This is a genomic window from Bradyrhizobium sp. UFLA05-89, assembly GCF_059803475.1.
The window spans coordinates 51,768-74,195 of the sequence record NZ_JBANBA010000018.1 but is presented as its reverse complement, the minus strand read 5'-3'; the positions used below and the strand labels follow the sequence as shown (position 1 = coordinate 74,195).

At 61.7% G+C, this 22,428-nt stretch carries 23 protein-coding genes; 11 read left to right on the top strand and 12 right to left on the bottom strand.

Annotation, left to right across the window (positions count from 1 at the left end; genetic code table 11):
- Positions 1 to 16: 16 nt before the first annotated feature.
- Positions 17 to 1,282: a cytochrome P450 gene (locus tag SO139_RS12540; RefSeq protein ID WP_474802563.1), complete on the bottom strand. Its 1,266-nt coding sequence runs from the start codon at positions 1,280 to 1,282 to the stop codon at positions 17 to 19.
- A gap of 292 nt (positions 1,283 to 1,574) precedes the next feature.
- Between SO139_RS12540 and SO139_RS12535 the strand changes: the two genes are divergently transcribed.
- Positions 1,575 to 2,648, top strand: a complete 1,074-nt coding sequence (locus tag SO139_RS12535; RefSeq protein WP_498540138.1) for an alpha/beta hydrolase family protein — start codon at positions 1,575 to 1,577, stop codon at positions 2,646 to 2,648.
- 39 nt (positions 2,649 to 2,687) lie between these two features.
- On the opposite strand, the gene SO139_RS12530 is transcribed toward SO139_RS12535, so the two are convergent.
- The 6 genes from SO139_RS12530 to SO139_RS12505 all read right to left on the bottom strand — a co-directional run bounded on the left by SO139_RS12530 (position 2,688) and on the right by SO139_RS12505 (position 8,130).
- Positions 2,688 to 2,948: a DUF3551 domain-containing protein gene (locus SO139_RS12530; RefSeq protein ID WP_498540137.1), complete on the bottom strand. Its 261-nt coding sequence runs from the start codon at positions 2,946 to 2,948 to the stop codon at positions 2,688 to 2,690.
- Positions 2,949 to 2,998: 50 nt separating this feature from the next.
- Positions 2,999 to 3,355 carry a hypothetical protein gene (locus SO139_RS12525; protein ID WP_474801883.1) on the bottom strand — a complete coding sequence of 119 codons (357 nt, stop codon included), beginning with the start codon at positions 3,353 to 3,355 and terminating at the stop codon, positions 2,999 to 3,001.
- A 188-nt stretch (positions 3,356 to 3,543) separates the two neighbouring features.
- The gene (locus SO139_RS12520; protein WP_498540136.1) at positions 3,544 to 5,724 is read right to left on the bottom strand and encodes an alkaline phosphatase family protein; all 2,181 of its coding nucleotides are present in this window, start codon (positions 5,722 to 5,724) and stop codon (positions 3,544 to 3,546) included.
- Between the two features lie 330 nt (positions 5,725 to 6,054).
- Positions 6,055 to 6,315, bottom strand: a complete 261-nt coding sequence (locus tag SO139_RS12515) for a cupin domain-containing protein (protein ID WP_449380949.1) — start codon at positions 6,313 to 6,315, stop codon at positions 6,055 to 6,057.
- 193 nt (positions 6,316 to 6,508) lie between these two features.
- Positions 6,509 to 7,327 carry a DUF2927 domain-containing protein gene (locus SO139_RS12510; protein ID WP_449380991.1) on the bottom strand — a complete coding sequence of 273 codons (819 nt, stop codon included), beginning with the start codon at positions 7,325 to 7,327 and terminating at the stop codon, positions 6,509 to 6,511.
- 227 nt (positions 7,328 to 7,554) lie between these two features.
- On the bottom strand, positions 7,555 to 8,130 hold the full coding sequence (locus tag SO139_RS12505) for a L,D-transpeptidase (protein ID WP_449380950.1): 576 nt from the start codon (positions 8,128 to 8,130) through the stop codon (positions 7,555 to 7,557).
- A gap of 262 nt (positions 8,131 to 8,392) precedes the next feature.
- Between SO139_RS12505 and SO139_RS12500 the strand changes: the two genes are divergently transcribed.
- The 4 genes from SO139_RS12500 (at position 8,393) to greA (ending at position 11,768) form a co-directional block, all read left to right on the top strand.
- Complete coding sequence (locus tag SO139_RS12500; protein ID WP_449380951.1) at positions 8,393 to 9,940, top strand: acetolactate synthase large subunit; 1,548 nt, start codon at positions 8,393 to 8,395, stop codon at positions 9,938 to 9,940.
- 215 nt (positions 9,941 to 10,155) lie between these two features.
- A complete protein-coding gene (locus tag SO139_RS12495) occupies positions 10,156 to 10,674 on the top strand; it encodes a hypothetical protein (RefSeq protein ID WP_449380952.1) in 519 nt (172 codons plus the stop codon).
- 154 nt (positions 10,675 to 10,828) lie between these two features.
- Positions 10,829 to 11,218: a hypothetical protein gene (locus tag SO139_RS12490; RefSeq protein WP_449380953.1), complete on the top strand. Its 390-nt coding sequence runs from the start codon at positions 10,829 to 10,831 to the stop codon at positions 11,216 to 11,218.
- Between the two features lie 67 nt (positions 11,219 to 11,285).
- Positions 11,286 to 11,768 (top strand): transcription elongation factor GreA, encoded by a 483-nt coding sequence (gene greA / locus SO139_RS12485; protein WP_449380954.1) that lies wholly within the window; start codon positions 11,286 to 11,288, stop codon positions 11,766 to 11,768.
- A gap of 366 nt (positions 11,769 to 12,134) precedes the next feature.
- On the opposite strand, the gene SO139_RS12480 is transcribed toward greA, so the two are convergent.
- The gene (locus tag SO139_RS12480; protein ID WP_449380955.1) at positions 12,135 to 12,278 is read right to left on the bottom strand and encodes an LPXTG cell wall anchor domain-containing protein; all 144 of its coding nucleotides are present in this window, start codon (positions 12,276 to 12,278) and stop codon (positions 12,135 to 12,137) included.
- Positions 12,279 to 12,659: 381 nt separating this feature from the next.
- On the opposite strand from SO139_RS12480, the gene SO139_RS12475 reads away from it, so the two are divergent.
- On the top strand, positions 12,660 to 12,866 hold the full coding sequence (locus tag SO139_RS12475) for a cold-shock protein (RefSeq protein ID WP_449380956.1): 207 nt from the start codon (positions 12,660 to 12,662) through the stop codon (positions 12,864 to 12,866).
- 30 nt (positions 12,867 to 12,896) lie between these two features.
- Here the strand turns inward: SO139_RS12475 and SO139_RS12470 are convergent, their stop codons facing one another.
- From SO139_RS12470 to SO139_RS12460, 3 genes are all read right to left on the bottom strand, one after another.
- Positions 12,897 to 13,073, bottom strand: coding sequence for a hypothetical protein (locus tag SO139_RS12470; protein ID WP_449380957.1), 177 nt, complete (start codon positions 13,071 to 13,073; stop codon positions 12,897 to 12,899).
- A gap of 283 nt (positions 13,074 to 13,356) precedes the next feature.
- Entirely contained in the window at positions 13,357 to 14,949 is a 1,593-nt protein-coding gene (locus SO139_RS12465) for an ABC transporter substrate-binding protein (protein WP_498540135.1), read from the bottom strand.
- Positions 14,946 to 15,497: a MarR family winged helix-turn-helix transcriptional regulator gene (locus SO139_RS12460; RefSeq protein ID WP_449380959.1), complete on the bottom strand. Its 552-nt coding sequence runs from the start codon at positions 15,495 to 15,497 to the stop codon at positions 14,946 to 14,948. Before SO139_RS12460 ends, SO139_RS12465 begins: the two co-directional genes overlap by 4 nt.
- 228 nt (positions 15,498 to 15,725) lie before the next feature.
- Here SO139_RS12460 and SO139_RS12455 point away from each other — a divergent pair, with 228 nt between their 5' ends.
- From SO139_RS12455 to SO139_RS12435, 5 genes are all read left to right on the top strand, one after another.
- Complete coding sequence (locus tag SO139_RS12455) at positions 15,726 to 16,412, top strand: creatininase family protein (RefSeq protein WP_449380960.1); 687 nt, start codon at positions 15,726 to 15,728, stop codon at positions 16,410 to 16,412.
- Positions 16,413 to 16,467: 55 nt separating this feature from the next.
- Positions 16,468 to 17,439, top strand: a complete 972-nt coding sequence (locus tag SO139_RS12450; RefSeq protein ID WP_474801907.1) for an ABC transporter permease — start codon at positions 16,468 to 16,470, stop codon at positions 17,437 to 17,439.
- Positions 17,439 to 18,314, top strand: a complete 876-nt coding sequence (locus tag SO139_RS12445; protein WP_449380993.1) for an ABC transporter permease — start codon at positions 17,439 to 17,441, stop codon at positions 18,312 to 18,314. The genes SO139_RS12450 and SO139_RS12445 overlap by 1 nt, the downstream gene beginning before the upstream one ends.
- Positions 18,311 to 20,038, top strand: a complete 1,728-nt coding sequence (locus SO139_RS12440; protein WP_474801913.1) for a dipeptide ABC transporter ATP-binding protein — start codon at positions 18,311 to 18,313, stop codon at positions 20,036 to 20,038. Before SO139_RS12445 ends, SO139_RS12440 begins: the two co-directional genes overlap by 4 nt.
- Positions 20,039 to 20,525: 487 nt before the next feature.
- Positions 20,526 to 21,857 (top strand): tyrosine-type recombinase/integrase, encoded by a 1,332-nt coding sequence (locus SO139_RS12435; RefSeq protein ID WP_498540134.1) that lies wholly within the window; start codon positions 20,526 to 20,528, stop codon positions 21,855 to 21,857.
- Here SO139_RS12435 and SO139_RS12430 read toward each other — a convergent pair.
- Positions 21,802 to 22,161 (bottom strand): hypothetical protein, encoded by a 360-nt coding sequence (locus tag SO139_RS12430; protein WP_498540133.1) that lies wholly within the window; start codon positions 22,159 to 22,161, stop codon positions 21,802 to 21,804. The two genes, SO139_RS12435 and SO139_RS12430, sit on opposite strands and share 56 nt — an antisense overlap.
- Positions 22,162 to 22,428 lie beyond the last annotated feature (267 nt).

Genomic DNA, 22,428 nt, shown 5'->3' with positions numbered 1-22,428 from the left:
CTCCAGTTCTCGCGAATCACGCCGCAATCCTGACCGGCAGCGTCTCGTAACCCTTCACGAAACTCGAATACACCCGCTTGGGTTCGCCGACCACGTCGATATGATCGAAGCGCTTCAAAATCTCTTCCCAGATGATCTTCAATTGCAGCTCTGCAAGCCTGAGACCCACGCAGCGGTGGATGCCGAAGCCGAAGGAGAGATGCGTGCGCGGCCGGGCGCGGTCAATGATGAATTCGTAGGGTTTTTCGATCGCCTCCTCGTCGCGGTTGCCCGAGACGTACCACATCACGACCTTGTCACCCTTCTTGATTTCTCTCCCGCGGAATTCGAAATCGGCGAGCGCGGTGCGCCGCATATGGGCGAGCGGCGTCTGCCAGCGGATGACTTCGGGCACGAAGCTGTCGAGCAGCGCGGGATTCTCCCGCAGCTTCCGATACTGCTCCGGATGCTGGCTGAGCGCGTAGATCGAGCCGGACATGGTGTTGCGGGTGGTGTCGTTGCCGCCGACGATCAACAGGATCAGGTTGCCCAGAAAGTTCCTCGCGTCCATGTCGCGCGTCGCCGCGCCATGCGCCAGCATCGAGAGCAGGTCGCTCCTGGGCGGCTGCGCGATGCGCTCCTTCCACAGCCGCGAAAAGTAGGTCGCGCATTCCAACAGCTCGGCCTGCCGCTGGTCCTCGGTGGCGACGAGGCCGCCGGAGCCGGGAATGGTGGTCGCGACATCCGACCAGCGCGTCAACTTGCGGCGGTCTTCCCAGGGGAAGTCGAACAGCACCGCGAGCATCTGCGTGGTGAGCTCGATCGAGACGCGGTCGACCCAGTCGAATTCCTCTCCGCGTGGGAGATTGTCCAGGCATTCGGCCGAGCGTTTGCGGATGTTGAGCGCGAGCTCGTCCAGATGCGTCGGCGTGAACATCGGCGCCACGGTCTTGCGCTGGGCCGCATGACGCGGCGGGTCCATGGCAATGAAACTCTCGCGGCGCAAATCGGGATCGATGTCGCGGATGGTGATGCCACCGAGGGAAGCTGCCGAGGAGAACACCGAATGGTTGGTCTCGATCTCCATGATGTCGTTGTACCTCGTCACCGACCAGTACGGGCCAAACATCGAGTCCCTGCAATAGTGCACGGGATCTTCGCGGCGCAGGCGATCGAAATAGGGCCAGAACGCATCGGTCCTGAACAGTTCGGGATGGCCGGGATCGAGCTGCTCCAGCGGCAGCGATGCGGCGCGCTCATGCAGGCTCTCGCGCGTGACTGTGCTCTCGATGGTCCCATGCATGACCGGCTCTCCCTTGCAGCCGCGCGCGTTCTTGTTTGAATTCTGCGCTGCGGTATTTGCCCCTGCAATTACAACCCGTTGCGTGCGTCGGGGCAAGGGTGAGTTTTGCCACATCCGGATTTGTGAGCGCGCCTACTGCTGGAGGCTATGGGTCCTGGCCTTCGCCAGGACGACGTTGGGGCTAGTACCCGGCCTCGCGGTTGGAGCTATCGCATAGCGTGTGCGACACTCCCGACACAATTCCGTCGCCGTTCGCTGATCAGCTCCGCCGCGGAAATGACAGGGGGCTTCCGTGGGACTCAAGACGTCGATCGCTTGTGCCTTGATCCTGTGTGGTCTCGTCGCTCCTGCAAGCGCTGCAGGCATCCAGCTTCTCGAATCAGATCCGGCGCTGCAGGGCGGCATCTGGTACCCCTGCGCGAGCGAGCCCAAAGTCTTGGCGCTCGGCAAACTTTCGGTGCCGGCCGAATTCGGCTTGAAGGGCGCGAAGGATTGTCCGATCGCGGGGACCGGGCTGCCGCTGGTCGTGTTCTCCCACGGGCGCGGTGCGTGGTTCGGCGCACATCATGACACGGCGGAGGCGCTGGCCGATGCCGGCTTCGTCGTCGCAGCCATCAATCATCCCGGCGACAACGCCAACGACTCCTCGCAGCGGGACAAGATCTCCGTCTGGGCGGCGCGTCCGGTCGATATGATCCATCTTGTCGATTTCATGCTGCACGACTGGAAGGACAAGGTAGCCATCGATCCCGCACGGGTCGGCTTCTTCGGCTTTTCGCTCGGCGCCTTCACCGGCCTCGTGCTGGTCGGAGGCAACGTGGACTTCCGCAGGCTGACCATCGTCTGCAAGGAGGATGACAGGACCGAGAATTGCGAGCGCGCGCGCAGCGGCGATGTGCCGCCGAGTCCGCCCCACGATCCGCGCATCAAGGCTGCCCTGCTCGCCGACACCGCATCGAATTGGGCTTTCAACCGTGCAGCTTTGAGCGGCATCCAGATTCCGCTGCAGATTTGGCGCTCGGAGTTCGGCGGCAACGGCGTTGACGCGAAGTTCACCGCGCTTACCGCCAGCCAGCTTCCCGGTTCGCCCGAAATCCACGTCGTGCCCGCCGGCCACTACGCGTTCCTCGCTCCCTGCTCGGCGGAGCTCGCAGCCGCCGTCCCGCGCATCGGCGGACTTCGACAGGGCCGCCTTCCACCGCGAGTTCAACCCCAGCGTCGTGCGGTTTTTCCGCGAGCATCTCGTCGGCGAGGGCGGAGCGCGGTAGCGCTACTCTTCGTATGGGCCGGTCATAGGGGCCTACAGCATGATCCGGAAAAGTGTGGAGCGGTTTTCCGAAAAGATCATGCTCAAACAACAACCTAAAGCGCGATGACGATTCATCCTAACCTCATCGCGCTTTAGTTAGTGGCCACGGTCTTGCCGCCGCGAACCACTCACCGGCAGTCCCTGCCAATACGGATTCTCCAGGCACATGGCCGCAAGTCCCGAGGCCGTCGCGCGGCACTGCTCTATCGAAACATAGCTGCAGTCGATGATGGTGAGGCCGCGCACATGCCATGACTGCAGGCACACCGGGTAGCGCGGATCGTAACGTTGCGCCGCGGCTGGTGCGGCCGCCTGCATCGTCGCGCCCGCCAGGATCAGCAAATGAAGCATGCGCATGATGTGACGACTTTCAAATTACGGTGGGCTCCTGGGATAGCATGGCCTGCCTACTGGATCGTTGCGTTCACGGTAATGATCGATCTCCCTGAGCCGTACGGACCCTCTCCCGAACCGTAGATGGCAAACGTGTCGCTGCCCTTGTAACCACGCGGCGCCGTGTAAGTGAAGGTCGTGACGTTGAGCTGCCTCAGCGCTCCGCGCTCAGGCTTCTGCGAAATGCCCGAGCTCTTCATCATACCCGGTATCCTGATCGGGAATTTGCACGTTTCGCCCGACCTGACGGCGAAGTAGGCCGTCATGTCGACGCCGAAGCTGGATGGCGAGCCGGTGACCCGGCAGTCGGCCGCGAGAGCCGAAACCGGCGTCAAGCCCAGTGCAACCAGTGCCAGGACCGAAAACCGCATGGTCGACCTCCCGTGACTCGTGGGTCTCAGGACATAGAATCCGATCGCGCGAACCGCTCTTGATTTGAATCAAAGGCCGGCGCGAGAGCACCAGCGGGAGAGAGCCTTACGATTGCCGAGCTCCACAACGCTCCCATGGGCGCCGGTCGGCGCCCACAGGAATTGTTCTGAAGGATGGCGCCGGCTTGTCAGCGCAGGATTTCGCGCAGCACCTCGCCGTCGACGTGATGCGGCTTCACGCCCAGGATCTGCATGATGGTCGGCGCCACGTCGACATTGTGCATGCGCCGGATTGGCTCGCTGCGGACCTGCGGGCCGGCGGCAATGAAGGTTGCGCTCATCACCGGCAGCTCGGGATCATGGCCATGGGCGCCGTAGAAATTCGGCATCGACAGCGTGGTCGTGGCCGAATTGAACGGCGCATCGCCGAGGCGCGCGACGCCGGGGCTCTGGATGCCGTCGAAGTTGTAGCCCGGGGCCATCAGCGCGAACACATCACCGAAATCCTGGCCGATGGTCTTGCTGGTGCACTGCCCGGTCGCTGCCTCGCATTGCAGCGGCCGCGACTCCACCACCGTGAAGATCCGCCCGTCCGCAAGCGAGTAGTTGAATCGCGGGTTGGGATCGACCGCGCTCTTCACCGCATCGGTGATCTGCGCGACCAGCGCGTTGTAGGTCGCGGGATCAACGGTGCCGCCCGACTCGCGCTGCTGGAGGTTGACATAGATGTTGGCCGCCGGGCCCGAGGTGCGGATCCCCACCTTGCTGGTGTCGATGCCGGCATTGCGCAGGATATTGAGCATGCTTACCGAGGTGTGGAACGGCGCGAAACCGTGGTCCGACACCACGATGACGTTGCTGTCGCGGCCCGCCGTCTCAGCGATTCTCTTCACCGCCTTGTCGGCCGTCTGATAGGCGAACCGAATATATGAGGCGTAACGCGCGACCTTGGCCGGATCCTGGTTGGCGCCGATCGAGTTCGGGTCCTTGGGGTTGGTGCCCTGGCGGGGGTCGATGAGCAGGAACTGATGCTCGGAGCCGTCGGGTTGCTCGATATAGAGCATCACCAGATCGGCGTCGGGATGGTTCAGGATCGCACGCTCGCCGATATCGGCCTGGTAGCGAACGAAGGTCTTCACCATGTCCTCGAACATCGCTTCGATCTCGACGTCGGGGAAGTTGGTAAAGCCAGGGCTCAGCCGCTCCGGAATGCGGAAGTCGGCCTGCGGACGCCAGAAGCCGATATTGTTGTTGATGTCGTCGACGTCGTTCAGAACCGGCGTGTTGCGCGGGATGTAGTTGGCGCCGTAGCGTGCGAAGCGCACGATCGAGAGATCGGGCGCGAGCTGCGAGACGAAGTAGGCGGCGCCGACCTTGGCTCCGCTGCCTTCGAAGAAGAACGGCGCGTTCTCGCCGCCGAGCTTGGCATAGGCCGGTCCGGTCGACGGTGCGTGGAACGGTCCCGACGTGATGCCGCGCGTTGCGTCGAAGAACACCAGGGTGTCGTAGTTCACCTTGCCGTCATTGCTGGTGTCGATCGCGGCCGCCCGGATCGCATATTTGACGTCGAGCGTCGCCGCGCTGGTGCAGGTCGCGGTCGCCGCCGAAGCGCACGAAAAAGTCTCGATCGGCGCTGACGTCGCCAGCACCGGGCTGTACGAGAACTGGCCGGCCGCCTGAAGCGCGGTGGCGACGGTCGGGTCGGGCGCGAAATCGCCCTTGGACAGCGAGAAGCCCTGGGCCCCGATGCCGCCGAACGCCCCGAACGGCACGGTGTAGTTGGTGACGCGGATGGGGCTCGCCGGCTGCACCACCGTGTTGTTGATCGAGATGTCGGCGCCGTCGCCGCCCGGCCACGTCGCGGTGGCGACCTTCTTGCCCTGCTGGCGCAGTTGCACCCACAGCGGCAATGCGGTCGGCTGGGGCGAAGGCCCGAGCGGGCTCTCCTGATAGCCGCCGATCGGCGCCGCAAAGCCGCTCAGGCTCGACGAGATCGGCGCGACGACCGCCTCGAAGGTATTCGACGGGATGTCGTTGTGCACGGCTGTCGAGCCGGTCGCGATCGCGATGTGCGACACCGCGGTGAGCGACGGCGAGGCCGTCACGTTCTGCATCGCCACCGCGCCGTGGCGGCTGAGCCGCGCCAGCCCGCCGTCGCGCGGCAGCACGCCCTCCTCGATGAATTTCTGGATGAAGTCGGGCTTGGCGCCGTCGAGCGAGATCAACACCACCTGCGGCGACTTGCGCCCATGACGGTTCCCATCGTGATCGCGATCATTGTCCTGTCCGGCGCGTGCCGGCGCCACAACGCCCAGCGATGCGGCGAGCGACATCGCGGATACCGAGAAGAGAAAGGTCTTCAGTTTCATGTGAACGCCCCATCCTCATTGCGCAACCTGCGCGGGTTTTTTCGGGAGGAGGCACCGAGTATCGGGATTGGCTGACGCGCATGTGACGCTTGGGCGACACGGGTAAAATAGGGACAGCGCGCGAGGAGCGCGGCTTGTGTTCTGCTCAGCTCGGGCATCTCCTGGCTAAACACGCCGCGCATGCTGACCGAGGCACTGGCGGCCGGCGGTGCCGAAACCAAGAGCGCTTTTTGAAGCGACAACGGGTATGAAAGAAGATCGATGTCGTTGCGATCAAGGCCGCATGGCGCGGCTGACGCTGCGCCTTGGTGAGCTGCGGTTTCAACGGTCTCAGGGATCCGTTGTGTAGGAGCGCCCGGGTTCGAGAGCGTAGATGGTCAGAAACCGGAGCGGGCGCTCCGGGTCACAATTGCGAAACAGGGTGTGGGGACTGTCGGAGCGATCCTGCAAGGTCTCGCCGGCTCGATATTGTCGCGGCTCATCGTCGCCATAGGCCGATTCGGCAACGCCTTCGACGATGAAGACCACGCCGCCGACCGGATGCCGGTGAAGCGGCGCGACGCCGCCGGGCGGATAGGTCACCTCGACCACGAGGAGCTCCCGCTGATCACCCGGCAATGCAAGGCGTTCGAGAACCCTGCGTGTGACACCCGCAAAGCCGGCTTGTTGTGCGCTTGCCAGCTGCTCTCACTCATCCGACATCCTTTTCTCGTCAATATCGAGGCGTTGCATCTCGATCAGACCGTGGTCCGACCGATGATGGGGATCGCGCGCCGACGCCGCTTCACTCCGCCAGATTATTGACCTGCTTCACCCACGCCCGCACGTCGGCGAGCACCTCGGGCAGAACGCTGCGGACCTCCAGCACCGTCATGCCTGCCTTGATGCGTGGATCGTAGAGCAGATTGAGGATGTACTGATCATAGACGTCGAAATAGCCCATCGACACATTGTCGTTGAACATGGTCCAGGGCACGCTCGCGGTGTCGTTGATCGGCCCGAGCGATTGCAAGAGCTCCTCATAGGCGCAGTCGAGGAAGACGAAGTCGCCATTGTCGACCGTCAGGATGACGTCGGAATGCTCGATCTCGAACTTCTCGTTCTTGCGGAAGCCGGAGAGGCATTGCGGATCGAGCGAGGAGCGGATCTCGCGCGCCTTCTCCGCACCATAGAACGTCGAGATGGTGCGATAGAGGTCGCGGTCGCGCACCAATTTGACGCGGACATTGGCGGCTTCGGCATCGTCGGTCATGGCGATGTCCAGATGCTGCACGCGCCGCGCAACATCGGCGACGACCTTGGCGAGTTGCGCCTTGCGGTCGGCGCGACCGTCAGTCTCGGCGAAGACGCGCACCGGCGCGTCGAATTTGCGGATGCGGTCGACGCGGCCAGCGAGGTGATATTCGGCGCCGAACGCGGTCTTGAGGAAGCCGTCGACGATCTCGCCGTCGGTGAAGCTCTTCCTCTCGCTGCGCTGGCGCGAGGCGATCGCCGGCAGGTCGCCGGCGGTAGCATTGGTGCAGACCTCGCCGGCACAGGTCAAAACCGCCAGCGCGAGAAGGGCGGTGCGACAGAAGGCTGAAGGGGGGCGACAAGCGTTCATCGTCATGCAACGCTGCCGCATTCGCACCTCGCACACAAGAGCGCAGCGGTCGCGGCTCCCGGTTCCAACTGCGTAGGACGGGCACACAGAGGGCGGGCAAAGCGACTTGTCCGCCGTAGCTCGTCGAGCGAAGGCGCAAGCGTGCCCACCGCTTTGGCAACCGTAATGGCGGTTGCAGAAAGTGGTGGGCACGGCGCTTCGCACCTTTGCCCACCCTTGAAGTGACCCTAGTTGTTTAGCACCACCACGGTGGTACCGACCGAGACGCGGCCATAGAGGTCGGTCACGTCGTCATTGGTCATGCGGAAGCAGCCGGAGGAGACTGCCTGTCCGATCGTCTCCGGCTCGTTGGAGCCGTGGATGCGGTAGAGCGTCGAGCCCAGATACATCGCACGCGCGCCGAGCGGGTTCTCGATACCGCCACGCATGTGGCGCGGCAGGTCCGGCCGGCGGGCGATCATCTGTGCCGGCGGCGTCCAGTCCGGCCACTCCTTCTTGGCGGAGATGCGATGCACGCCGCCCCAGCGGAAGCCGTCGCGGCCGACGCCGATGCCGTAGCGCAGTGCCTGGCCGTTCGACAACACGAGGTAGAGCCGCCGCTCGCCGGTGTTTATCACGATCGTGCCGGGGGCGTAGTTGGTGGGATACATGACGGTGCTGCGCGGGATCGGGCTCGCCCCGCCGCCGAGATAGCCGGTGGAGGCGGTGCCGGTGAAGTCGAACATCCCCGCTGCAGAGGCGCCGCTGGCGCCGATGGTCAGGACCGCAATGGCGGCGATCGGTGCGGCAAAAAACCGGTTCATTCGTTCCCCCAGTAAAAATCGATTCAATGGACGACCACAGGCCATATTTGCCGGCGTTTCGCAAGCCACGGCAGCGTGAGCACGTGCAATCCTTAACGATTGCCAAATGCGGAAACTTCGCAGGATCGCAAAGCCGTATTAGCCAAGAAGCCCCGTCGTCGCGCCCGGCAGGGCAGCAATGTCTGCTATTGCTTTGACGAAAACGGCGAACAATGGTTGATCGATACGGATCCAAAGCAAGAAAGCCGCGGGAGCTGAAACGATGAACGGTGCGGAAAGTCTGGTACGGACGCTGGTCAAGGGCGGGGTCGACATCTGCTTTACCAATCCCGGAACGTCCGAGATGCACTTTGTCGCGGCGCTCGATCGTGTTCCCGGCATGCGCTGCGTGCTCGGCCTGTTCGAGGGCGTGGTGACGGGTGCGGCCGACGGCTACTACCGCATGAAGGGCACGCCCGCCTCGACGCTGCTGCATCTCGGCCCCGGCCTCGCCAACGGTCTTGCGAACTTGCACAACGCCAAGAAGGCCCATTCCGGCATCGTCAACATCGTCGGCCAGCACGCCGGCTACCATATCGGCTACAACGCGCCGCTCACCTCCGACATCGAGGGCCTGGCGCGGCCGATGTCGTCCTGGGTGCGGACCTCGCCGGATGCCAAGTCGGTCGCTGCCGATGGCGCTGCGGCAATCGCCGCCGCCAAGAGCGCACCGGGGCAGATCGCGACGCTGATCCTGCCCGCCGACACCGCCTGGAACGAGGCCGATGGGATCGCCGAGGTGCCGGCGGAGAAGCAGCGCCCGTCCTATTCGCCGCAGGCCGTCGAGCTTGCTGCGAAAATCCTCCGCAATGACGGCAGCCGCACGCTTCTGCTGATGGTCGGCAGCGCGCTGAGCGAGCAGGGGCTGGCGCTGGCGCAGCGCATTGCCGGAAAGACCGGGTGTCAGGTGATGGGCCCGACCTTCCGCCCGCGCATGGCGCGCGGCCGCGGCCGCTTCTCGATCGACCGCATTCCCTATGTGATCGACCAGGCGCTGCCCCTGCTGAAGGATTTCCGTCACATCATCCTGGTCGAGGCCAACGATCCCGTCGCCTTCTTTGCCTACCCGAACAAGCCGAGCCTGCTCAAGCCCGAGGGCTGCGAGGTCCATCGCATGACCGAGTGGGGCGAGAACTCGGTCGCGGCGCTGGAAGCCCTGGCCGGCGCGCTGCATGCCTCCTCGCACGACGTCAAGCCGCAAAAACTCCAGGAACTGGTCAAGCCGAGCGGTGCGCTCAATTTCACCACCATCGCCCAGGCGATCGCCTATGCGATCCCCGAGAATGCGATCCTGATCGATGAATCCCTGACCACGGGGCGCGGCTTCTTCCCGCCGACCGCGGCGGCGGCACCGCATGACTGGATCCAGAACATGGGCGGCTCGATCGGCTTCTCGACGCCGCTTTCGATCGGTGCTGCGATTGCGTGTCCTGATCGCAAGGTCATGTGCATGGTCGGCGACGGCAGCGCGATGTACACGATTCAGTCGCTGTGGACGCAGGCCCGTGAAGGGCTCAACATCGTCACCATCGTGTTCGCTAACCGCATCTACCAGATCCTGCGCGGCGAGTTCGACGGCGTCGGCGCCGGCGAGCCAGGCCAGCGCGCGACCGACATGCTCAGGCTCGATCGCCCGACCCTCGATTTCGTGGCGCTGGCGAAGGGCATGGGCGTGCCGGGCCGTGCCGTGACCAACGCCGACGAACTCAACAAGGCGCTTGCGGAAGCCGTCGCCGAGCCCGGGCCGCGACTGATCGAAGTCGTGATGTGAGGTAGCTCCGATTGCTTCTGCTGTACCATCGGTACTCTCCCCTCATCCTGGGGAGCCCGCGATAAGCGGGCGTCTCGAAGGATGGCCGCGGATGAGATCCGGACCTTCATGGTTCGCTCGGCAATGCGAAGCATCGTCGGGAACAGGCGTTCGGCGCTCCTCACCATGAAGGGCTTGTAACGCGGCGAGATGAGAGCTTAGGGGCGGGCGGCACGATGAAGACCGAGCTGAACAAGGTGATCGCGGCGATCCGCGATCTCTACGCCCACGAAGACTTCCTATTCGAGAAGGATGTCGGCGAGCGCGCGGTCACCCACCGCTTCGCCGTTTATCTGGAGAAGCAGTTCTCCGGATGGGCGGTCGATTGCAACTACGACCGCCTCGGCGAGCGCACGCTGCACCTGCCGCGCGGCACGATCATCTCGACCGACGACCATTTGGGAAAATCGATCTATCCCGATGTCGTCGTGCATCAACGCGAGATCCCGAACAACCTGCTCGCCATCGAAATTCGCAATGCGAGCAATCACACCGCGATCGAGCACGACCAGCAGAAGCTGAAGGCGCTCACCGATCCCCATATCTGGTTCGCCTACCAGATCGGCGTTCTCCTCGTGCTTGCCAGGGCGAACGTAACGACCGCGGAAATCTATGCCGGCGGCGTGCTCGACCGGACGCAGACCGTCTGGTTCACGGAACGGTTGAAAGAGACCGGGCTCGGTGTGCCGCACTAAAGTCGATTGGTCTTAGTTGAATCGATTGGGCCGCGGGCTCGGTCAACCTCGACCACATGCGGCGCCCGCCTTATGGCCCGTGCTCGATGACTTGCACAGGTCCATCGCGCGGGATTAGCTTTCGTCGTTCTGATCAGGAACTTTGGAGGTTCTGATGCAAAGGTCATATTTGCTCGCCGCGAGTGCCGCATTCGCGCTCATGTTGCAGACGCCGATGGCGCTGGCCCAGGGCACCGACGGCACCACCACGCCGCCTGCGGCAACCACGCCGCCGCCTCAAGCCACGACCCCTGCGCCTGCTGCAACCACGACAGAGCCGGCCGCGACCACCCAGATCACCGCGCCGGCGACAACGACGCCCGCGACCGCCACGACCCCATCAACGGATTCGAAGAAGACCACCGAGAAGAAGCCGGCCAAGAAGAAGCAGATGACACGGCAGCAGGAGATCGACCATTCGATCGACAGCGGCACGGTTCCCTCGCGCTATCGCAGCTCGGTGCCGAAGCAGTATCAGCAATACATTCCGTTCGATAAGAAGTAGCGCGTGGTCGCGGGCGGCGCGATGTGACCACGTTGCGCTGCCTCTCAACAATCGACGAGGTCCTGGAGTGAGCGTCGCCTTTACCAAAGAAGAGAGTGCCGAAACCGCGTCCGAGACGTTGTTGCCGGATCGCCCGATTTCGCCGCATCCCAACCTGGTAACCCAATCAGGATTGCAGGCCTTGGAACTGCAGCTTCGGCAAGCGCGCGAGGCCTACGAGGCCGCGCAGCGCATCGAGGATGTCAACGAGAAGCGCCGGCAGTCGGCCGTCCCGTTGCGTGACGTTCGCTATCTCGCCGAAAGGCTGCGCACGGCCCAGCTGATCCCCAATCCGGCGTCGACCGAGAAGGTCGCCTTTGGCAGCACGGTGACGTTCAGCCGGGCCGACGGTCGCGTGCAGACCTATCGCATCGTAGGTGAAGATGAAGCCGATCCGAAGGCTGGGTCGATCTCCTTCGTAGCTCCGGTCGCGAAATCGCTGATCGGGAAGGCGGTCGGAGACGTCGTAGGTGCAGGCAATCAGGAGGTCGAGATTCTGTCGATCGCCTAACGGCGCGCGTGGAAGCGCTCCACAGGCACGGCTCGGCCCGTATTTTTGCGAAACCGGCGAGGCAAGGGCGTTCAGTTGCTCGGCCTCAACCTCCAGCCGTATTCCTGATGTGGGATCGTTGCAGTTATGTCGGCATCCCTGCTGGCCGAAAGGCGCCAAGCTGCCACCCCGTAACACAAGGTCAGGGTGAGGGCGATGGCAAGCAGAAGCATCGAGACGAAATGGCTCACGCGTGCGCACCCCATAATTTGAAACTACGAGGGGAGAGCGAGCACGGGTTGCCGATTCGGAAAATGCAGAAAGGCTGACCTAGTGCAGATTTTCCCCAGCAGTCATGAGGGTGAGCGCAACCGGATGCCGGGAAGGCTAGTTATCGGTATCGACTGACCGCTCGGCAGACGGCTCCCGTCGACGCGCAAAGAGCATACCGAGCGTCCCGATGATCACCAGGAACATGCCGGCGATCATCAGCCAATGAGGGAGCTGAAGCTGCAGCGCTTTGTCGAGCATCCTTGAGCCTCACTAAAATCCTTAGCTGGGGCCGACGGCGCTTATGAGACCAATCAAGATATGGTCTAGCGCGACGACAGTCCACAGGGTGGGTGAGGTGGAGGACAGGCCCGCGACAAAGATCCAGATACCGCCTCCCAAGAGGAGGGCCGAGATGGCGTAAGTGGCCGCTCTGTCCATTGGTCGACCCGCAAGGCAAGACAGGATCGATTGCGCCTGTAGGTGACTCGCGGCGGGCCGGAACGTTCCTACGGCCAGAGTGGTGGGTAGGCCGCTCTCGGCCGAGCGTCGGTGCCGCTCCTGCGTCGGGAAGCGAACAGTCAGGCGTCCGCGGTTAGGCTAGCCTTTGAGAGATACTTTGGTGATTCGGAGAATACGACATTGGCAATGGGTAAAGTGAAGTGGTTCAACGCGACCAAGGGCTATGGCTTCATTCAACCTGATGACGGTAGCTCAGATGTGTTCGTCCACATCAGCGCCGTCGAGAAAGCCGGCTATACGGGCTTGGCCGAGGGCGCGCGCATCAGCTACGAGCTGAAGGCTGGGCGCTCGGGCAAAATGTCTGCGGAAAGTCTGCGGATTGGGTGACGGCGCGCCGTCGTGCCCGGGGCGCGGCGATCAGGCGGCGACGTCGAACGACGCAATGAGGGCGCGCATATCATTTGCCAGGCCGCGATAGTGCTCGCCCATCCGGATGTATAGCTCGCGCTTGCCTCCATCCGCTCGCTTGGCAATCAAGTCGCATTCGTCAGCAAGGCTTTCAAAGCGTTCCAGCTTGGCTTGGAAACCAGTCATGGGCAGGCCCCGAACTCATTACTAAAAAAGGGATGAGGACCGTAATCGCTTGATTAGGTCAGAGCAAACATTGTTATCTCATATAATCATAATTTATTCGGCGTCCTGCATTTGAGCCCCCCAATCGATCGACACCTGTTGGTCTTCGGGGCTGCCGACTACGCCGCTTTGGAGAGGGGAAGCATGAAGGTGCCTTAAACCAGAGGCCGATGTCGGCCACGGATCAGCATGGTCGCCATGTGTCGGGAAAGCTGGGCCTGAACCCAGCCTTTGTTCTGAGTGCTCATTCGGCAGGCCGAATATCCGTGGCGAGCGTATCTTCGTCCGAGCGCGGCGTGATGTTCAACCCCTTCTTCATGCCCCAAGCCGAAACGACCGAAGCTATGGCAAGGTTCGGCCGATCGCTCGCGACCAACGCATTTGCATCTTCCAGATCTTTCCTGCGCTTTTCGCCGTTCATTTCGACGCTCGCGCTTTCAATCAGTGCGTCGAGCTGAGGATTGGCATAGTTGCGGACGTTGTACGCGCCGAGCTTCTTGTCCGGCGCATTCGAATGCACGAGCGAGGACAGAGTATAGTTGGATTCGCCTGTCAGCGTTCCCCAACCCGACATCGTCAGCGAATAGTCGCCGCGGGTATTCGCCGGGAAGAACACCGCGCCCGGCTGTGCATTCACCTGCACGTCGATGCCGATGGCGGTCAGCATCTGGGCGATGGCGGTGCCTGCCTCCTTGTCGCCCGGCAGGCGGTCGTTGGTAAAGGTGAGAACGACCTTGAAACCATCGGGATAGCCGGCTTCGGCGAGAAGCTTCTTTGCCCGCTTCGGGTCGGCGACCGTGGTCTTGAGATTGGTGTTATAGCCGAAGATGTTCGGCGTCACCAATTGAGACTGCGGCGTGCCCATGCCTTCCATCGCAACGTCGGCGATCGTCTCGCGATCGATCGCCAGATCGAAGGCTTCGCGGACGCGCGGATCCTGGAAGGGATTCTTCGCAAGGGCGGAGCCGTCCTTTGCCTTGATCTGCGGCGGCTTGTCGCGGAAGTCGAACGAGACATTGAAGGAATAGACGCTGTTTTCCCGTACGATTCTCAGCTTCGAATCGGTTTCCAGTGTCGGCACGTCGGAGGCCGGAATGCGGGCGATCAAATCGACCTGGCCGGCCTTGAGCTGCGCGACGCGAGCGGCATCGTTGGGGATCTCCTTGCGAACGACCTTGTCCCAAGGTTCCTTTACGCCCCAGTAGCCGTCGAAGCGCTGCAGCACTAATTGCTCCTTGGGGGTCCAAGATACGAATTTGTAAGGCCCGGTGCCGATGGCCGCCTTGCCGGAATTAAAACCCTCCGCCGCCTTTTCCGGCGTGTCGGAATAATCCTTGGCAGCGACATGCGAGACGATGAACAGGCGAACGAAATCATTGGGCAAGGTCGGTGCCGGGCCTTCAGTCTTGACGCGGACCGTATGGGCATCGACGACTTCGACGCTCTTTACACGGCGGACATAGATCGTTGTCGGATTGGGACCCGCGACATGCGAAATGCGTTCGATCGAGAACTTGACGTCGTCTGCGGTGAAATCGGAGCCATCGTGAAACTTGACGCCCTCACGCAGCTTGAACTCCCAGGTCGCATCGTCGATCGGCGTCCAGTTCGTCGCAAGTCCCGGCTGCAGTTCGAGTTTGTTGCCCGATTTTATCAGCGTGTCATAGATGTGTTTCATCGCCTCGGCATGGGTGCCGGCCGAGGTGAAGTCGGGGTCGATGGACAGCGGCCCGGCGCGCACACCGATCGTCAGGTCGGCTGCCGTGGCAAGACCGGAAACTGTGCTCAGCAATATCGGTGCAAGCGCAACGATGCGTGCACTTTGAAACAACCTCACTCTTCATGCTCCTCGGTAAGGATTGGGGGCCAATTGGGGGAATCCACGACAACCTTCGCCAGCAGCTCGGAAAGCATGAGCCGTTCCGCCGGGGTGAGTCCCGACATCATGACTCTTTCCCTTTCGATCATAGGCTGCATGGCTTGATCGACGATGCTTTTGCCTTCGTCGGTGATGTAAAGGACGAAGCTTCTTAAGTCCGCCGGATCGACTTCACGGCGAACGATGTTCTTATCGATCAGGCGCTGGATCGCGCGGCTGATCGTATTCTTGGGAAAGCCGGAGGAGCTGCAAATCGCGCTTGCCGTCAGACCGTCAGAGAGGCCGAGCGCGTAGATGACCACCACTTCCGGCCGGCTCACGCCATGCTCCCTCTCCAGGAGCCGGTAGATCGGCTCATTGAACTGGAGAGCCAGGAAGTTGATGCGAAACGACAGCCAGCACGGATTTTGCCATAGCTTGATCGCCACCAGATCTTCCACCGGCTGATCGCCCGCGGCGCGCTTTCCCCCTTCTCGCAATAGCTCTTCCAAAGCAAAATCCGACACCGAAGTCTCGCCTAGGGTCTTTCACGGCATAATTCAATTAGTCCCGTATGGAACTTGACTATGGATTATTTAGCCGTCAACTCCTTTTTTTTGTCCCTTTTGGAACGTTTTCAGAAGTTGAAGCGGTCGATCCGAGCATGAGAATGCTATGCCTCGACGGTATCGCGCAAAATCGTTGCGCTGATTGAGGCAGCTTTAGAACAGGAGGACTGTTTGAGGGTTCAGGACATGAATTGGCTGCAGCTCGAGCAGCAGGTCAAAAAAGACGATCGCTGCATCCTTCCGATCGGCAGCGTCGAGCAACATGCCTATCTCAGTCTCGCCACGGACATGGTTCTTGCCGAAAAAGTCGCGGTCGATGCAGCAGCCGGTCTCGGCATTCCGGTCTTTCCGGTGCTGGCTTATGGTCTGGCATCCTCCTTCGAAGCCTTTCCCGGTACGCTCAGCCTCTCGCTTTCGACCTATCTCGGCGTCATCCGTGATCTCCTGGACAGTCTTTATCGGTCGGGCTTTCGCCGCATCCTTGTGGTCAACGGCCATGGCGGCAATGCGCCGGCCGCTACGGTCATTTCTGAATGGCTGAACCTCCATCCCGACGCTTCGGTCAAATTCCATGACTGGTGGCGCGCGCCGCGCACCTGGGCCAAGGTGATGGAGCTCGATCCCGCGGCATCGCATGCCTCCTGGATGGAAAACTTTCCCTGGACGCGCACCAACGATCCCGCTCAGCCGCAATCGGCCAAGGCGCAGATCGATTTTGCCGCTCTTGCGCGTGTCGGCGCGGCGAAAAAGCGCGAATTGCTGGGCGACGGCAATTTCCATGGCCTCTATCAGCGAGCGGATGAGGACATGCATGCAATCTGGTCGGTTGCGGTCGCCGAGACGAGAGATTTGTTGGAAAGCGATTGGCACTGAGCGAACGAAGCGTCCGGATCGCCGGATGTAGGCGAAAGCCGAAGAATGGACAGATATGTTTGGCTTCATCCTCCAAAGAGCCTGGCAGGCCTGTATCGTGGTCGTTGCCATGTCGGCGCTGGTTTTCTGCGGCGTCTATGCCGTGGGCAATCCGGTGGATGTGTTGATCTCGCCTGATGCGACGCAGGACATCCGCGCCGCCGTCATCGCCCAATACGGTCTCGATCAGCCGCTGTGGCAGCAATATCTGCGTTTTCTCGGCCGCCTGGCCCATAGCGATTTCGGCCGGTCCTTCGTTTACAACATGCCGGTCAGCGAGCTCATCCTCTCGCGTCTGCCTGCGACCCTGGAACTGACCTTGGCCGCCGTGCTGTTTGCCAGCCTCGCCGGAGTGCCGATCGGCATGTATGCGGGCTATCGGCCGCATAGTTTTGTCTCGCGCGCGATCATGGCCTTGTCGATCCTCGGCTTCTCCGTTCCGACATTCTGGTTCGGCCTGATGTTGATCATGCTCTTCGCGGTCCAGTGTGGCTGCATGCCGGCCGGCGGCCGCGGCGAGACCGTCAGCCTGTTTGGCGCAGAGTTCAGTTTCCTGACCACCGACGGCCTTTCGCATCTTGTCCTGCCTGCTCTCAATCTGGCACTTGTCAAGTTCTCGCTGATGATCCGTCTTGCCCGCGCGGGCACGCGCGAACTGATGCTGAGCGATACGGTGAAATTCGCGCGTGCCGCCGGCATTTCGGAATTCATCATCCTGCGCCGCCACGTTCTGAGGCTGATCTCCATTCCACTTGTCACGGTCTTCGGTCTAGAGCTCGGCTCCACTCTCGCTTTCGCCGTAGTGACCGAAACGATCTTCTCTTGGCCCGGGCTCGGTAAGCTCATCATCGACAGCATCACCTCGCTCGACCGGCCTGTCATGGTTGCCTATCTCATGTTGATTGCCCTGCTGTTCATCTTCATCAATCTTGTGGTCGATCTCACTTATGCCTTGCTCGATCCGCGTCTTCGGAAAGGGCGGGCATGATGAGCAACACTCCTTTTTCCCGCTTTCTCGACGACTTCAGGAAAAACAAGCTCGCCGCCGGCGCAGCAATCGTCGTCGTCTTGATCGTCGTCCTGGCTGTCGTCGCCCCGTTGGTGACACCGCAGGATCCCTATGATCTCGCCCATCTGGTGCTGCGCGATGCGCGGCGGGCGCCAGGCTATGTCGGAAGCGCCGGTTATACGCATTGGCTCGGTACGGATTCGCAAGGTCGCGATCTTCTGTCGGCAATCATCTACGGCCTTCGCATTTCGCTGCAAATGGGTGTGATCGCCGGCGCTGTTGCCTTTGCGCTCGGTGCGCTGGTTGGCTGCACGGCGGCCTATGTCGGCGGGAGAGTGGAGAGCGTCGTGATGCGGCTTGTCGATTTGCAGCTTTCCTTTCCGGCAATCCTGCTCGCTTTCGTGATCGCCGCGCTGCTCGGCCAGGGACGCTACCAACTGATCCTGGCTCTGATCTTTGCGCAATATGCTTATTTCGCCCGTACCGCCCATGGCACGGCCGTCGCGGAACGGCAGAAGGACTATATCGAGGCTGCGCTTTCGATCCCGCTATCGCCTTGGCGCGTCGTTTTCAAACATATATTGCCGAATTCGCTGCCGCCGCTGATCGTCGTGGCGACAGTGCAGATTGCCAGCGCCATCTCTCTCGAAGCAACGCTCTCCTTCCTCGGTGTCGGTCTTCCGCCGTCGGAGCCGTCGCTTGGCATGTTGATCGCCAACGGCTTCCAATATCTGCTTTCCGGACGCTACTGGATCTCGATCTACCCCGGTCTGGCGCTGATCCTGTTCATCGTGTCGCTCAATCTGGTCGGCGATCAGATCCGCGACCAGCTCAATCCGAGGCTCCGCCGATGATCGCCCCGCCATTCGACGAGACGAGGCGCCCGCTGCTTGACGTCAGCAATCTGAAGACCTGGTTTCGGGGTAACCGGGGCGAGGTGAGGGCGGTGGACGGCGTGTCCTTCTCGGTCTCGCCGGGCGAAGTGCTTGGCATTGTCGGGGAATCCGGTTCCGGCAAGTCGGCGACCGGCTTTTCGATCATTGGGCTGATCGATGAACCTGGCCGCATCGTGGAAGGGTCGATCAAGCTCGAAGGTCGCGAATTGATCGGCCTGCCGCAGGAAGAGCTGCGGAGAATCCGGGGCAAGACCATTTCCATGGTCTTCCAGGATCCCATGGTGGCGCTCAATCCGGTGTTGAGCATCGGCACGCAGATCAGGCTCGGGCTGGAAGCCCATGAACGGATCGGCCCAAAGGAAGCCCGCGAAAGGGCGATCGTCGCCTTGGCCCGGATGCGCATCAGGCAACCCGAGCAAAAGGTCGATTTCTTTCCCCACCAGTTTTCCGGCGGCATGCGGCAGCGGGTCGCGATCGCGATCGCGCTTCTGCATCGGCCGAAGCTCGTCATCTGCGACGAACCCACGACGGCACTCGATGTTTCGATTCAGGCTGAAATCCTGAGCGAGATGAAGGCGCAGGTCTCCGATCTGGGCACGGCGCTGATATGGATCAGCCATGATCTCGCAACTGTCGCCTCCATCGCTGATCGCGTCGCGGTGATGCGGTCAGGCCATATCGTCGAAAGCGGACCCGCACTTGCTGTCCTGACCAAGCCACAGCACGACTATACCAAGACCCTGCTGAATGCTTTGCCCTCGAGGGCCAGCCCCGGTCAGCTGCTGACGCGCCGCGCCGGCGTTCCCGATGCAGCGCCGCCGGCGCGAAAGGTGGCCTCCGGCGAAGTCCTCGCGCTCGGCAGTCCCTATCTCGTCATAAGCGATGCGATCAAGACATTCGCAAAGCCGGCAAACCTGTTCGCAAGACTGCAGTTTCGGCTCGCCGGCTCGAATCCACCATCGACGCCTAATGCCGTCGATGGTGTCGACATCGTCTTGAACAGGGGGGAAGTTCTCGGCCTTGTGGGCGAATCGGGATCGGGAAAATCCACGCTCGGGCGGATGGCAGCCGGCATCATGGCACCGACATCAGGTAGCGTGCGGCTCGCCGGTCAGCCGGTGATGAGCTCCGGCACGATGCCACGCAAGATCACCACGCGCGTACAGACCATCTTTCAGGATCCTTTCGCCTCGCTGAATGGCCGCATGCGTATCGGAGAAACCCTGTCCGAAGGACCGCTGGCGCACCGCCTGATCAGCCGCGGCGAGGCCGCAGACTACGTCAGGCAATGGCTCGCGGCTGTGGGCCTCGATCCGGCTTATGCCAACCGCTTTCCTCACCAGTTTTCCGGCGGTCAACGGCAGCGCATCGCCATTGCGCGAGCGCTTGCGATGCAGCCAGACATCGTCGTTTGCGACGAACCGGTCGCCTCGCTCGATGTCTCCATCCAGGCGCAGATCATCAATCTGCTCATCCGCCTGCGATCCGAGCTCGATCTGTCCCTCATCTTCATCAGCCACGATCTGTCGGTTGTCCGGCATCTTTGCGATCGCGTGGCGATCATGCACCGTGGGCGGATCGTAGAGGAAGGCGCGGCGGAAGCCATTTATGCCAGGCCACAGAATGATTACACGAAGCGGCTGCTTGCCGCGGTACCGATGCTTCCTCGGATGATCGAATGACCAAAATCAACTTGCTCTGACAAAGACGTCACAAGAATAACGGTATGTATGTAGATGATGGCCCGCAGAGTTCGCACGCGGCCATTGGCCGGGGGCACACGTTTAGGGGATTAATTCGCTAATGGTGGGCGCACAAGGGATCGAACCTTGGACCTCTCCCGTGTGAACCACAATCTGTAAACCCTAGCCAACCAAATTCAGCCATAGTTAGAATGTAGAAACTCCTTTAATTGATTGTGGTTACGGCCATATGTGGCCATAAGAGCCCATAGGTGACCTTCCTACATTTCGTATGCCCCCGTTGTGCCCGCCCTGGATTTTCCCTTGGGGCACAAAAAACCGGGGAGGTCTGAGACCCGGTTCTGTTTGGGTCTGTGGATCCTCCCTGCGCGGGCACACAACAAGGAGAAGGTCTGAGGCCCGATTCTGTTCGAGGGCTGACCGCCTTCTTGCGGGGCGCAACGGGCACAGAGAGAGGAAATGAATCATGACGGAGCCGGCCAACCAGCTGACACTCACTGATACGGTGATCCGCAACGCAACGCTGCCGCCCGGTAAATCGCAGCATTATCTCCACGACGACAAGCTGCCCGGCTTGGCCTTGCGCATGCGCGCTACCGGCGGCCGGACCTGGGTCTACCTCTTCACCAAGCCGGGGGTGAGGGGGACCCAGCGCAAGACCCTCGGCGCGTGGCCCAAATATAGTGAGAAGGCCGCGCGCAAGGCCGCCACCATCGCCGCAGGCGAGGTTGTCAAGGGCTTGGACCCGAACGACTCGAAGCGCGAGGCGAGGCAGCAACAAGCAGCCGAGAAGCAGCGCACCACGCTCGCGGCCCTCATTGTTGAAGATGGTCCCTACCAGATGTCCTTGACCGAACGTCAAGTCGTCAACTGGAAGCCAGCAATGTCGGCGCTGCGGCGCGGGCTCAAGGATCACGCCGAGACCGGCGTGGGGGACCTAACGCGACGGCAGATCATGGCTGCGGTGGACAAGATTGCCAAGACTGGCAAGCGCGGTGCAGCCAAGGACTTGCGCAAGCACGTGCATACCTTTCTCGAATGGTGTGTCGGCGAGGGCTATGTCGAGCACAACGTGCTCGCCGGCTATCGCGCGCCCAAGGAAACCCGGGCGCAAAGGGTCGGACGCCGAACGAAGGGGCGCGCTCTGACCGATGAGGAAATCATCAAGGTCTGGGATGCATCAGGCAAGCTCGGGGCTTTCGGTCTCCTGGCACGCATGTGCCTGCTGGGCGGCCCGCGCCGCAGCGAGCCTACCATGATCGAGTGGCGAAAGCACATCATGGACGACCGGATCACCTTCGACGCGGCGTGGACCAAGATGGGACTGCACCACGATGTGCCGCGCACTCACCTGGTTGACGAGGTGCTCACGGCCGCGAAACATTTCCAGCGGGCAACCTCCGACTATGTCTTCCCGTCGCCGAAGACCGGCGGCCAGATGTCCGGTTTCACTAAGATGGTCAACCGCCTGGTCAAGGAAGCGAGCGTCGCCAAGTTCACCATGCACGACTTAAGGCGCAGCTTGCGTACCATCATGTCACGCTGTGGCTACGACAACGAAATCCAGCGTTTATGTGTTGGGCAACAGCCTAGCGGAATCGATCAGGTCTACAATCACGATGAACAGTGGATCATCCGCAAGATGGCCTTTGAAGCTGCTCACGACTACATTGCGGAGCTGGTCGGCGCGAAACGGGTCGGCAAAATCGTGCGCCTTCAGCGGACGAATCCACTTGACCCGATCAAGGCAGAGCTCCTCGGCCGTCTCCGTGAGCATTATGCGGCTGAGGCGCCTTAGTGATCTTGTCGCACTTGGCCAGGTAGTCGCGCACCGCGTCGACACGATAGAGTGGCCGGCCATCGACGTAGCGCCATTTCAGCGGGTGGTTCGGATCGCGCCGCCACTGCTCCAGCGCGCCAGGCGTGCGCCGGATGACCGCGGCCGTCTCTAATGCCGTCAAATTGGAGCTATCGGGCAGCGTATCGATATCGAACGTCGCGGGCGGCGGCATGCCACGGTTTTTGCGTGGCCGCTTCATAGCGTGCAGCTTCTTGCCACCATCTGGCGGCCCTAATGCCTCGATCGGAGCCTTCCCGCCCATGTCTGCGCCCGAACCGTGATCCGCTGAGGCAATAGAAGCGCAGGCTTCTCCAGGAACAAAGATATCTAAAGCTTAAGCATAGCTGCCGGGTAGCTGTGGCGTGCAAAAAGGACGAATTGCATCCATTTCCGAGAGGTGATGGGGGCTTGTAAGGGGCGTCGCGGGGCCAATCGGTACCTAAATGTCAGAGAGGCCTCGAATTAGGGGAGAGCTGCGCACAATCGATTATTGCAGCACCTAACACTTATTCAGCGGGTCCCAGGTTCG